Raw genomic sequence first — 12448 nt, 5'->3', positions numbered from 1 at the left:
GATGGATCGGCACAGCCCCGTCAGGGACGCATCAGCCACGCGTCAGGGGCCCCTGCCACTCTTGTTCATGTGAACGGCACTCGGGAACGACCGGGAGCCGGGAGCGAGGAGAGGTGCCCGGAGTGGTTGATCGGGGACCAGCGAGCACGCCTCAAGGTCGGACCCCCAGGGGTCCACGCAGGTTCAAATCCTGCCCTCTCCGCCACCCGCACCACCAGGCCGCCCACGACCCGCCGAACGCCGGCCAGAGCGCGGGCCGCACCCCGATCAGCGTGCCCAGTGCCCCGCCGAGGACGCCGCCGACAGGGAGCGTGCCCCAGACGACCCAGCGGACGGCGGCGTTCATCCGGCCCATCAGCTCGGGCGGGGTCACGGACTGCCGGTAGCTGACCTGCGCGATGTTCGGCGAAGTAGGCGATGCCCCAGCCCAGCGGGAACAGCAGCATCCCCCAGCCGCGCCAGGCGGCCGCCGCGATGACCTGGGGTGCGCTGAACACCAGCATCGACACCCAGATGATCCGTGCCGAACCGATCCGGCGGGCGAGCCGGCCGGCGTACGCTCCCCCGACGATCCCGCCGACGGCCGCGCCCGCCATGATCAGCCCGGTCAGCGCGGGACGCACATGCAGCACCCGGATCAGGAAGACCATGGACAGCGCGCTGCCCATGCCGCTGAACAGCTTCGAGGTGCCCGTGCACGCCACGATCCGCCGCAATATCCTGTGCCGGACGACGAAGGCCAGGCCCTCGGCGATCTGGCCGCGCAGGGTCTCGTCCGCGCGCCGCGGTGCTGGTGGTTCCTCGCGCGTCCTGATGCCGAGGATCGCCCCGGCCGAGGCGAGGTAGGAGATCGCGTCGGCCGTCATCGCGCCCGCGGCGCCGAACAGCGCGACCAGTCCCCCGCCCAGGCCGGGGCCGCCGAGCTGTGCGAACGCCTGGGTGACGCCGAGCTTGCCGTTGGCGTCCAGCAGGTGCTCGGCGCGGATCAGTGAGGGCACGTAACTCTGGTACGAGACGTCGAAGAAGACCGTGCACACACCGGCGGCCACGGCGACGGCGTAGAGCTGTGTCATCGTCAGGGTGCCGAGGGCGGCGGCCAGCGGGACCGAGCCGATGATCAGCAGCCGGAGGATGTCGCAGACGATCATGATGGACCGTTTGGAGCCGCGGTCCACCAGCGCGCCCGCGGGCAGCGCGATCACCGCGAACGCCACGGTGGTGGCGGCGGTCAGCAGCCCGACGTCGGACGTGCTCGCTCCGAGTGCGACGACCGCGACCAGCGGCAGGGCGACCTGCGCGCCAACCTAGACGCTGTTCCGCCGCCCCAGGGCCGCTTCACCGACGCCCGAGCCGAGCCTCATCGGTCGGGGTCCCTGAGCCGCCGGCCGAGCGGACCGGGTGGGTCGGCCTGCCCGAGGGCACCGCCGCCGCGGATCCGGCCGACCGGGTCACCATGGACGAGTCGGTCGGCATGGCCTTCCTCGTCGCACGCGAATCGATGGCCCCGGCCCCTCTCGCATGGCGCCCCCCTTCAGGTCCGCGGTGACGTGCCCCGGTCGGCGTCCCGTGCGGCCCGCTCCAGACGGCTGCGGTAGGTCTCCCACCACGCCGGATCGTGCGACGCCATGTTGTCGTTGCCCTGGCTCAGTCCGGTGTCGCCGTCGATGAGTTCCCGGACGATATCGGCGTGTCCGGCGTGCCGTTCCGTCTCGGCGATCACATGGACGACGGCCCGATGCAGCGTCACCTCGTTCTTGCCGTCCGGCCACCACGGCACCTTGCCGGTCGCGTCGAGCGTGAGCGCCTCGATCGTCGCGTCCGCGTGCGCCCAGGCGCGGTGGTAGAGCTCCACCACGAACGCGCGTGACTCGTCGGCGGTGGCCCACATGTCCGCGTTCAGCTCGGCGCCCTCGGCCAGCCAGGGCAGCGGCTCACCGGACGGTCGTCCGAAAACGTCGCCCAGGTAGCCGAGTTCCATGCTGGCGACATGCTTCACCAGGCCGAGGAGGTTGGTGCCGGTCGGGGTGAGCGGGCGGCGGGCGTCGTACTCCGAGAGCCCTTCGAGCTTCCACAGCAGGGCGTCACGGGCGGACTGGAGGTATCGGCGGAGATCGGCCTTGGCATCTGGTGTCGTCATGGGGCCACTCTGCCGTTCGGACCGTCGGCGGCGGCGCCATTCGGCCATCCGCCGCCCACCGGCCCTCGCTGAACACCCCGTCGCTCAGCGGCGGACGAGGCCCGGACGATCACGGTCGACGGTTCTCGCGCGGGACGGCGATTCCGGCGGCGCGGGCCAGTACGTCGGCGGTCCGCGATCCCGCCGCGACCGCGTGGTCGGCGCTGCTCGGCAGGCAGCGCTGACGCTCGGGCACGAACTCGGTCATGATGACACCGGCGTGATCGGTCGCGACCTCGTCGAGGGAGGTCGGCCAGCCGTGTTCGGCCAGTGCCGTGTGCAGCTCGCGGGAGCGCTCGGCGTCCACCACCGGGTCCGCGGTGCCGTGCACCAGCCATACGGGCAGGGGTGCGAGCGAGTCGCTGTTCCGGCGGAGGTCCTCGATGGGGACGGTTCCGGTGCTCGGGGCCGCCGTGCGGTACGCGCCCGCGATCCCGACGACGGCTCGCGGCCGCCAGTTGCCGAACCCCTCGGGGTTCAGCGCGACGCCCACCGCCGCCTTGGCGCCCCGGGACCAGCCGGCGAGCACGATCCGCTCCGGGTCCCCGCCGAGACCGGCCACGTTCCGTCGTACGAAGTCGGCCGACTCCTCCAGGTGGGTCCGGCCGTCGTCCGGGGCGTCGGGACGCCAGTCCGGGACGAGGACGACGGCGCCCCGCTCCGCCGCGGCGCGGGCGATCGTGCCGAGGACGTCCCGTTCGTCGGGGCCCTGGCCGTGCCAGAGCAGCACCGCGGGCGCCGGCTCCGACACATCGGCGGGCTGGTACACGTCCAGCAGCTTGCCACTGGGCCCGTACCCGAGCCCCGCCCTGACGACGACCTCCGTGGCCACCGCACCCTCCGATCCATCGCCTCGCGAACCAGGCCACGCTACCAATGGGCGGTGCGGCAGGAACAACGGCGGGTGGAGCCGCCTTCGGCCGTACGTCACCGAGTTCGCGGTTCCCGGACCGCCCTTCCCGGCGATCCATGGGGCGGGGTCCAGCACCACCCCCAAGCGCTGGACCCCTCCTCCGTCCCGGGGTCAGCCCGGCAGCCGGCCGCTGCAGGTGGAGGTCCAGTTGCCGAGCTCCACCTGGGACGGGTCGTTGGCACGGTGAGCGGCGTAGTAGGCCTGGCTGACGGCGTTCTTGACGGTGGCGCCGGTGTTCGGGCCGACGACGCCGTCCGCGCTCAGGCCGTGCTCGCTCTGGAAGTGCATGACGGCGTTGCGGGTGAGGGTGCCGAACTGGCCGTCCTGGCCGAGGCCGGCGCCGTCCACGTCGTCCAGGGCGCGCTGGAGGCAGACGACGGCGGGGCCGCTGCTGCCGGTCGCGAGGTTCCCGGCGGCGTCGGCGGAACCGACGGCGAGGGCGAGGGCGGCGGCCGCGCCCAGGGTGAGGGCGGCGGTGCGGCGGGTCCAGCTGTGCATGCGCATGATCGGTTTCTCTCCTCGGGATTGCGTGGGTGTCGGCCCGGCGGCGGACCTTCTCTCGTCCGCCGTCCGGCCGTCTCGGTCCGGCTGCCGATGACGATGCGGCGGCGAGGGCGCCCGGGGCCAAGGTTTCGTCTCTGGTCGAATCCCTTGTCGCGGGCGGGTGACGAGCCCAGGATCGGGGGGTGCTGAAGATCCGTTTCACCGAACAGGACCTCGCGCGCACCCGGATCGCTCCGGCGGCGGACATGTCCTGCGAACTGGTCCTGAGCCTCCATATGCTGGCGACCCGCAGGTCCGGGAGCGGGCTCGGGCAGTGGCGCGAGCAGCTCGCCCGGCGCTGGCGGCCGCGCTCGGCGATGCTCTTCGATCTGTTCTCGGCGACGGACCTGCCGGAGTTCCTGACCGTACGGCAGGACGGCCGCGACACCGCCGAGGCCACCGCGGCCGGGCTGGACCGGACCGGCCGCGACTATGTGCACGGGCTGGGCCGGCTGCGCCGGCTGACGCCGTTCGCCAGGGATCTGGCAGCCGGGGAGCGCAGGTCACGGGTGCTGCTCGGCGATCTCACGGCGGAGTACCAGGCGGCGGCGATCACCCCCTACTGGGAGCGGATCGGCCTGTTGGTGGCGGCGGAACACCGCCGCCGGGCACGGCAGTTGGCCGCCGGGGGCCTGGACGAGGTGCTGGCCGCGCTGCGCCCGGACATCCACTGGGAGCGGCCCGTGCTGACCCTGCCGATGTCACCCTGTCTGACCGAGGTCGACCTGGGCGGGCGCGGCCTGCTGCTTCAGCCGGCCGTCTTCGCGTCCGGGCGGCTGGTGATCGCCGGCTTCGAGGCCCCGCAGGAGCAGCCGGTGCTCATCTATCCGATACCGGGTGACCGGCTGCTGCTCATGGACGAACAGGTCAGCCCGCCGCCCGCGCTGACGGCCCTGCTGGGCCGGACCCGGGCCGCCGCACTCTGCACCCTGGCCGCGGGCGGCCCCCTGAGCACCACCGAACTGGCCACCGCCCTCGGCATCTCCCCGGCCACCGCCAGCCAACACGCCGGCATCCTGGCCGACGCCGGCCTCACCGCCAAGGAGCGGCAGGGCGGGACGGTGGTGCACCACATCACGCTGTTGGGCGAGGTGCTGTCGAAGGGCGGAATGGAGGGCGCGGCGAAGGGGGTGTCGCGGTTGCTGGTGGGTGGGGAGGGGTGAGGTCGGGGGGACGGGCGAGGCTCGGGCGGGATTCGGGGCTGGCTCAGGGGGCCGGCGCGACTCGCCGTACGACTCAGGGCAGGGTGGGCATGGCCGGCCACCCGGGCGCCGCCGGGTTCTCGCCAGGTGTCTACTATGTCGTCCTCGCCGACTCCCCCACCCCCCTCCGGCGAAGCGGCGCGCCCCTCCCCCTGCGCCGCCCTAGTCCCAAGGACGAGTCAGAACCATGCGTGTGCTCCTGGTCGAGGACGATGAAGATCTTCGGCATGTCATCGAGGCCGGGCTGCGGGGTGCCGGGTACGCGGTGGACGCTGTCGGCGACTGGCCGGACGCGGACGTGCTGCTCGACCTCGCGCCGTACAGCTGCGTGGTCCTGGACCGCATGGTGCCGTCCGGGGACACGCTGTACGCGCTCCGGGAGCGGAGGCGTCGGGGGTGGACGACGCCGGTGCTGTGTCTGACGGCGATGAACGAGGTCCCGGACCGGGTGGACGGCTTCCACGCCGGGGCGGACGACTATCTGGCGAAGCCGTTCGCGATGGTGGAGCTGGTGGTGCGGGTGGGCAGTCTGGTCCGCCGGGCACCGGAGCGGACGCCCGTACGGCTTCGCCACGCCGACGTCGAGATGGACGAGGCCCGCCGCGAGGTCCGCAGGGCCGGGATCCTGCTGTCCCTGACGCCCAAGGAGTACGCGGTGCTGCGCCTGCTCCTCCTGCACCCCGAGGAGGTCGTCACCCGCTCGGCGCTGATCGAGCACTGCTGGGACGAGATGGCCGACCCCGTCTCGAACGTGGTGGACGCGGTCGTGGCGGGGCTGCGGCGCAAGCTCGGACCGCCCTCGCCGATCCAGACCGTGCGCGGGCACGGGTTCCGGTTCCTCGGCGGCGCGGATCCGGTGTGACGGGCGTTCACGAAGAGCGGCGCTCGGCGGAAAGCCGTGCGCGCCGGGCACCGCGGCAAAGGCTCCTGACCCGGTTTCTCCTTTGGCGGGACGGCCGGACCGCCGGAGAGCGGCGTAGCGCGCGTCCGTCCCCGGCTCGCCGCCGTCTCGGCCGGCTCCAGTGGCGGCTGACGCTCGCGTACACGCTCATCACGCTGGCCGGGGTGGGCGCGTTGTCATGGCTGGTGATCCGTACGGACGCGCGGTCCTGGCAGTCCGCCGAGTACGAGGACCTGCACCGGCGGGCGGCGGTGGCCGTGTCGCTGATCTACTACACCGACGCGGGGATCCAGCTGGACGGCCTGTACGACGACGAGGCGACCAGCGCGGGCGCGCAGGTGATCGTGCTTCAGGCGCACGGGGGACGGCTGCGGCGGCTCTTCACCTCGCGCGGCCCCGGCATGGACGTCGAGACGGACGCCGTCGACCGGATCGCGCACCGGGCGATGTCCGACGACGACACGGTGAGCACGCGGGCCCGGACCGACGCGGGCGATTCCGTGTACCTGCTGGCGCTGCCGTACTACCAGGACCAGTCGCAGCAGACGGCCGGCGCGGTGGTCGTGGTCGGCGACCCCGGGAAGGGGCGGACCGAGCACCGGCGGCTGGTGGTGGCGGTGCTGTCCGGCTCGGGCCTGTTGGTCCTGCTGTCGGCGGTGACCGGATACGTGCTGTCCGGGCGGAGTATGCGGCCCGCCTGGGAGGCGCTGGACGCGCAGGAACGGCTGCTCGCGGACGCGGCACACGAGCTGCGCACCCCGGTGGCGGTCATGCGCGGCTCGGTGGACATCGCGGACACCGATCCGGGAGGCCTGCACTCACATCTGCCACGGCTGCGGCGGGCCACGGACCGGATGACGGACGTGGTCGACAACATCCTCACCCGCGGCCGGCTCCAGGCGACGGACACCTTCCGGCCGGTGCCGCTGCGCCTCGACCAGCTGGTCGAGCGGGTCTGCGAGGAACTGCCGGTCTCCCGGCACACGGTGACGACCTTTCTGGACGCGTCGGTGGCGACGGCGGATCCGGCGCTGGTGCGGATCGCGGTACGCAATCTGCTGGCCAACGCCCTGCGCCACGGGCGGACACCGGGAGATCCACAGGACCGCGCCGAGGTGGACGTCATGGTGCGCGGTACGGCGGTGACGGTGGCGGACCGGGGCACCGGGGTGGACCCGGAGGAGCTGCCCGGCCTGCTGGAGCGGTTCCGCTCCGGGGGCGGTGGCACGGGCATCGGGCTGTCGCTGGTGCGGGAGGTCGCCGCCGCGCACGGCGGGGAGGTGACGGTCCGGCGCAGGCCGGGCGGCGGTTCGGCCTTCGTGCTGACGCTGGGACCGCTGCCGCGGTCGGCCGGGCACCGCCGGGCACCGCGCCCTTCATGAAATCCTCACGGTCGGCGGCCCAGGATGTGCGGGTCAGTACGACCTTTGCACAGGAGTCCGTGTGTCGAAGCACTCCGCTGTACCTTTCCTCCGCCGCCGAAGCACCGTCGTCGCCGGTGCGGTCGGGGTAGCCGCCGCTCTCGGGACGGGGCTGACGCTGTCCGACGTCTTCGCGGACACCCCGGCCGCGAAGGCGGCGCCGAAGGTGGTGCTCCCCGCGGCGGACGCCACGTTCGACTACCAGATCGGCGGCCCGTACACCCCGGCCAAGGGCGTCACCGCCGTGTCCCGCGACCGGTCCGCCAAGCCCGCCAAGGGCCTCTACAACGTGTGCTACGTGAACGCGTTCCAGGCCCAGCCCGAGGCGCTGAGCTGGTGGACGAAGAACCATCCCGACCTGGTCCTGCGGGGCAAGGGCAAGCGTCCGGTGATCGACGAGGACTGGGACGAGGCGCTGCTGGACACGTCCACGCCCGGCAAGCGCTCCCGTCTCGCCGCGGTCGTCGGCGGCTGGATCGACGGCTGCGCGAGGAGCGGCTTCCAGGCGGTGGAGCCGGACAACCTCGACTCCTACGAGCGTTCCGGCGGCCGGCTGACGAAGGCGGACAACGCGGCCTTCGCGAAGCTGCTGGCCGGCCGCGCACACGCCGCCGGTCTCGCCGTCGGGCAGAAGAACACGGCCGACATGCTCTCGGACCGCACGAAGATCGGCTTCGACTTCGCCGTCGCCGAGGAGTGCGGGCAGTACAACGAGTGCGGCGCGTACGCCAAGGCGTATGCCGACCGTGTCTTCGTGATCGAGTACAAGGACAGCGGCTTCGACCGCGCCTGCGCGGGCTTCGGGTCGAAGCTCGGCATCGTGCGGCGCGACCTGGACGTCTCGGTCCGCGGCTCCGGGAACTACACCTTCCGCACCTGCTGATCGGCCCCGGCCGTCGAACCGTCGAGCCGTCGAACCGCAACGGTTCACCGGACCCGTGCGGTCACAGGCCCGGCGGACACATGCGCCGGGCCTTGCCGCCCTTGAGCACCGCGTCGACGCAGCCGCCGGGCAGGCCGTCGTGCGTAGTGGTGGAGAAGTTGGCGGTCACGGTCAGAGCGCCGTCGCCGAAGGCCGTCCGCTGCACCAGGCTGTCCGGTGTCAGGCGGCGGAAGTCGGTCATCGGCAGGGTGGCCGCGGCCTGGTGCAGCGGCTCGAAGTACCGTTGCAGCGCGGCGATCTGCTTGCCGTGCCGGTCCAGTTCGGACTGGTCGAGCACCAGGTTCAGCGGCACGTTGTACAGCGTCGCCAGCAGCGCGCGGGTACGGCTCTGGTCCGGCAGCTTCGACCAGGACAGCTCCCAGCGCTCGGTGCTGATCACCGAGTCGTGCAGCACCGTCTGGTACAGCGGCACCCGGTACCTCGGGTCGTACATCGCCTTGGCGATGTCGTCCGGCAGGTGGACGGGCTTGAAGTAGACCCCGGGCGCGCCCGCGGGAGCGTAGCCGCCCCAGGTGGCCCGGTCCCGCTCCAGCGCCCACAGTCCGTCGGTGACGGGTGTGCCGGAGCCATGGCTGAAGGACACCACCCCGTTCGCCCAGGAACCGGCGCTCTCCGAACCGAGGACCAGCTTCCGGTCGCCGGACAGCCCTGCCATGCGCTCCAGCCGGTTGCGGCGGTCTTGCGCCTGGGACATCGGGTGTGCCGGGGACCGGTCGGTGAACAGCTCGCCTGCCGCGTCGACGTCGAGGAAGTAGCTGTCGGCGCCGTTGGCGGTCATCTCCCGGGTCCGGTCGGCGAGATAGTGCTTCGACGGCTCGGCGCGCCGGAGCGCCTCGGAGCTGACGTAGCAGCCGCGCCCGCCGAAGCCGGTGACCGGCTTGCCGTCGGCGTCCCGTACACAGGCGTCCGGCCACACCGGGGACGGCCACTTCGAGACCGGGGTGTCGGCCGAGTCCGGGTCCTGGGCGTTGGCCCAGGAGTCGTACGGTCCCACGAGGTAGCCGGAGCGTTCGGCGAGGGCGACGGCCTGTTCGTCCATGGGCGAGCCGTCGGCGTCGTAGCCGAGCCACATCCGGTCGATGCCGAGGTCCCGCAGCCGGCGCACGCCCTCGGCGGTGCGTGCCTGTCCCCAGGTGTAGGCGTGGAAGGCGCCCACCAGCCTGCCCACCGCGGGGTTCGCGGCGATCTTCGCGCGCAGGGTGGTGATGCCGCCGTGGCCGAGCAGCCAGGCGCGGTAGTCGCGGGCGGCGGCCACCGGGGAGCCGTCGGTGAGCGCGAAGGTGATCTTGTAGTCCCCGGTATCCTCCCGCGCCGAGAACGCGTGCCGTGCCTCGGTGCGCAGCCGGCCGCCGGTGGAGGCGAACGTCAGCGTGCTGCCGATGTCGGACTCGGCGATGTAGCTGGACCCGTGCCGTCCGGCGAGGCTGGTGCCCCAGAACGGCATGGTCAGGCCGTCGGAGAGGCCCGCCTCACTGCCGGCGAGCCCGGCCTTCGGCGAGTTCCACCACCGGTCGGCCACCGGCACCGACAGGCCCTCGCCGCGCGGGATCTGCAGCTCCCGGGTGGCCGGGTCGACGCCGGTCACCGGCCAGTTCAGCGTGGCATCGCGGTCGGAGCGCACCGACACCGCGAGGCGTCCGTCGCGGGCGGCCGCGGTCACGGTGAAGCCGGTCGACGGATAGCGCCAGGTGGCCTCGCTCCCGCGCACCGACACCTTCCCTGCGGGGCCCAGGCCGTCGGCCGCGGGCGCCGAGAGCTGCCAGCCGCGGCCGTCGTCGGCCTGTGCGCGCACGGCCAGGGACGCGATGTCCACCGTCGTCCGTCCGCCGGTGACGGGCACGGTCACCCGGCCCCCGTGCACCTCGACGCGCTGCCGGTCCCCGGTGCCGTCACCGAACGCGGTGGCCGTGCCGACCACGCCGAGCACCGCGAGGGCGCCGCTCAGCGCGACGACCTTCTTCCTGGTCTTCCTGATCTTCCTCGCCTTCATGGTCCGTCACTGTGGTGCTCAGGAATAAGAGACTTGTGAGAGGCCCTCGGACGCGGCGGGGTCCGGTATCCGCAGCCGGAAGAGCGCGCCGCCGCCGGGCGCCTGACCGGCGGTGAGGTCGGCGTGGTGGGCGCGGGCGATCTGGCGGGCCATGGCGAGGCCCAGCCCGGAGCCGGGCAGGGCGCGGGCCGTGCGGGCCCGGTAGAAGCGGTCGAAGACGTAGGGCAGGTCCTCGGCGGCGATGCCGGGCCCGTGGTCGCGGATGTCCAGGACCGCGGCGTGCGTCCTACGGGCCAGGGTGACTTCGACGGGGCGGCCGGGCGGACTGAACTTGGCCGCGTTGTCGAGCAGGCTCGACAGCAGCCGGGACAGCCGCGCCGGTACGCCCGTCACCGTCAGGGTCTGTGTGTCGGGGGCGATCCGCAGCAGGAAGGGGACGTCCGGCCAGTGGTCGCGGGCCGCGTCGACCGCGTGGGTGACGACCGATACCAGGTGGACGTCCTCCACCAGCGGGTCCGGCTCCTCCTCGCGGGCCAGTTCGATCAGGTCGTTGACGAGGACGGTGACCTCGCGCAGCTGGCGGCCGAGCGCGCCGGCCGCCCGTTCGCGCTGTGCCCCGGTCAGCCGGTCGGAGCGCGCGAGCAGATCGGCGTTGGCGCGCAGCGCGGTGAGGGGGGTGCGCAGTTCGTGGGAGGCGTCGGCGACCAGTCGGCGCTGAGCGGTCACGGACTTCTCCAGTTCCCCGAGCATGGTGTTGAAGGCGGCGGCGAGCCGGGTGATCTCGTCGTCGCCCGACGCCCGCTTCGGGGGCAGCTCGATGCGGTGGCGGGCGTCGCGGGTGGCGGCGATGCGTTCCGCGGTCGCGGTCAGCCGGGCGACGGGGGCGAGACCGGTCCGGGAGACCCAGGAGCCGAGCACTCCGGCCAGGACCACACCGGCCGCGCCGACGGCACCGAGCAGTCCGGCGGCCCGCCGCACTCCTTGGTCGACGGTGTCGGCGCGCACCGCGACCTGGAGGGCGCGGTGCGCGCCCAGTGGCGTGGTCAGCATCCGGGCGCGGTGCCCGGCGAGGCGGAGTTCGCTGTAGTAGGGGCCGCGGGTGCCGGCCGCCACCTGGCGGGTGGCGCCGGTGACGGGCAGCAGATAGGGGCCCGCCGGATCGTCCGCGGCGCGGGCGGGCACCAGCTGGGTGCAGGCCGGGGCGGCGAGGTACCGGCATTCCCCCTGGACGACGCCCGGCTGCTCCTGCCGGTACTGCCGGGCGGCCAGCCGCGCGGACTGGGTCAGATGCAGGTCCAGCTGGTGCAGCAGTTGCTGGCGGATCACGAGGAACGCGGCGGCGCAGACCCCCAGCACGACGACGGCGACGGCGGCCGAGGCCGCCAGCGTCAGCCGGGTGCGCAGCCGGTGGCGCGGCCATCCGCCGCCCGTCCGTCCGGCCCGGCGCCATGGCAGGCCCCTCATGGCAGGTCCAGCCGGTAGCCGACGCCGTGCACGGTGTGCACCAGCCGGGGTTCGCCCCCGGCCTCCAGTTTGCGCCGCAGGTAACCGACGTACACGGCGAGCGAGTTGGACTCCGGTCCGAAGTCGTGGCCCCACACGCGGTCCAGGATCACGCTCCTCGGCAGCACCTGTCCGGGATGCCGGAGCAGCAGTTCCAGCAGGGAGAACTCGGTGCGGCTGAACTCGACGGCGCGGGCGCCGCGCCGTCCGGTGCGGGTGACCGGGTCGACGACGAGGTCGGCGAACGCCAGCTCCGTCCCGGCCGCGGGTCCGGTGGGTGCGGAGCGGCGCAGCAGCGCCCGTACGCGGGCCACCAGCTCGTCCAGGGCGAAGGGTTTGACCAGGTAGTCGTCGGCGCCCGCGTCGAGGCCGTCGACCCGTTCGCGTACCGAGCCGAGGGCGGTGAGGACCAGGACGGGGGTGCGGTCGCCCAGGTTCCGCAGCCGTCGGCAGACCGCGAGTCCGTCGAGGCCGGGGAGCATCACGTCGAGGACCATGGCGTCGGGTTCCCATTCGGCCACGGCGGACAGCGCGCCGGGTCCGTCCTCCGCGCCGCGTACGTCGTAGCCCTCCACCGCGAGGCCGTCCTCGACGGCGTACCGCACCTCGGGCTCGTCGTCGACGACCAGGATCCTTGCCGCGCACGCCCGCTCACCAGCACTGTTCATACGGCCAGCTTGCCAAACACGACCCGAAAGGCGGCGCGCGAGGCGGCGCCGGGGGGCCGCTGCCCCAGCCGACGGGCTGCCAGGGGTTCCGTCTCGTAGCACTGCACGAGCGGTGCCGTGATGCCGGGACAGACGGGCAGCACGTGCGTGGCCCGCGTGGGTGCTCAGCGGTAGTCCTCGGGGTGGCC

The 12448-nt window shown here is 73.2% G+C and carries 10 protein-coding genes and 2 pseudogenes; 5 read left to right on the top strand and 7 right to left on the bottom strand.

Annotated elements, in window-relative coordinates:
* Positions 1-107: 107 nt before the first annotated feature.
* Positions 108-205, top strand: a pseudogene (locus tag AB0N90_RS18620).
* A 265-nt stretch (positions 206-470) separates the two neighbouring features.
* Here AB0N90_RS18620 and AB0N90_RS18615 read toward each other — a convergent pair.
* The 4 genes and pseudogenes from AB0N90_RS18615 to AB0N90_RS18600 form a co-directional block, all read right to left on the bottom strand.
* Positions 471-1232: pseudogene (locus AB0N90_RS18615) on the bottom strand (MFS transporter); the annotation flags it as partial.
* 299 nt (positions 1233-1531) lie between these two features.
* The gene (locus AB0N90_RS18610; RefSeq protein WP_365197808.1) at positions 1532-2137 is read right to left on the bottom strand and encodes a DinB family protein; all 606 of its coding nucleotides are present in this window, start codon (positions 2135-2137) and stop codon (positions 1532-1534) included.
* A gap of 109 nt (positions 2138-2246) precedes the next feature.
* Positions 2247-3008 carry an alpha/beta hydrolase gene (locus tag AB0N90_RS18605; protein WP_365197805.1) on the bottom strand — a complete coding sequence of 254 codons (762 nt, stop codon included), beginning with the start codon at positions 3006-3008 and terminating at the stop codon, positions 2247-2249.
* 192 nt (positions 3009-3200) lie between these two features.
* Positions 3201-3593, bottom strand: coding sequence for a peptidoglycan-binding domain-containing protein (locus AB0N90_RS18600; RefSeq protein ID WP_365197803.1), 393 nt, complete (start codon positions 3591-3593; stop codon positions 3201-3203).
* A gap of 182 nt (positions 3594-3775) precedes the next feature.
* Between AB0N90_RS18600 and AB0N90_RS18595 the strand changes: the two genes are divergently transcribed.
* The 4 genes from AB0N90_RS18595 (at position 3776) to AB0N90_RS18580 (ending at position 8039) form a co-directional block, all read left to right on the top strand.
* Positions 3776-4795 carry an ArsR family transcriptional regulator gene (locus tag AB0N90_RS18595; RefSeq protein WP_365197801.1) on the top strand — a complete coding sequence of 340 codons (1020 nt, stop codon included), beginning with the start codon at positions 3776-3778 and terminating at the stop codon, positions 4793-4795.
* Positions 4796-5021: 226 nt separating this feature from the next.
* The gene (locus tag AB0N90_RS18590) at positions 5022-5696 is read left to right on the top strand and encodes a response regulator transcription factor (RefSeq protein ID WP_361682056.1); all 675 of its coding nucleotides are present in this window, start codon (positions 5022-5024) and stop codon (positions 5694-5696) included.
* Positions 5697-5899: 203 nt separating this feature from the next.
* Complete coding sequence (locus tag AB0N90_RS18585) at positions 5900-7117, top strand: HAMP domain-containing sensor histidine kinase (RefSeq protein WP_365197798.1); 1218 nt, start codon at positions 5900-5902, stop codon at positions 7115-7117.
* Between the two features lie 61 nt (positions 7118-7178).
* Positions 7179-8039 carry an endo alpha-1,4 polygalactosaminidase gene (locus AB0N90_RS18580; protein ID WP_365197795.1) on the top strand — a complete coding sequence of 287 codons (861 nt, stop codon included), beginning with the start codon at positions 7179-7181 and terminating at the stop codon, positions 8037-8039.
* A 61-nt stretch (positions 8040-8100) separates the two neighbouring features.
* Here AB0N90_RS18580 and AB0N90_RS18575 read toward each other — a convergent pair whose 3' ends face one another.
* From AB0N90_RS18575 to AB0N90_RS18565, 3 genes are read right to left on the bottom strand one after another with little or no spacing between them, the layout of a single operon-like run.
* Positions 8101-10089 carry a glycoside hydrolase gene (locus AB0N90_RS18575; RefSeq protein WP_365197793.1) on the bottom strand — a complete coding sequence of 663 codons (1989 nt, stop codon included), beginning with the start codon at positions 10087-10089 and terminating at the stop codon, positions 8101-8103.
* 18 nt (positions 10090-10107) lie between these two features.
* Entirely contained in the window at positions 10108-11553 is a 1446-nt protein-coding gene (locus AB0N90_RS18570; RefSeq protein ID WP_365197791.1) for a HAMP domain-containing sensor histidine kinase, read from the bottom strand.
* Positions 11550-12260 carry a response regulator transcription factor gene (locus AB0N90_RS18565; RefSeq protein WP_361682041.1) on the bottom strand — a complete coding sequence of 237 codons (711 nt, stop codon included), beginning with the start codon at positions 12258-12260 and terminating at the stop codon, positions 11550-11552. Before AB0N90_RS18565 ends, AB0N90_RS18570 begins: the two co-directional genes overlap by 4 nt.
* Between the last annotated feature and the right edge of the window lie 188 nt (positions 12261-12448).

Source organism: Streptomyces sp. NPDC093018, from assembly GCF_040684035.1.
GTDB lineage: Bacteria > Actinomycetota > Actinomycetes > Streptomycetales > Streptomycetaceae > Streptomyces > Streptomyces murinus.
This window is presented reverse-complemented; position numbering and strand designations above follow the sequence as displayed.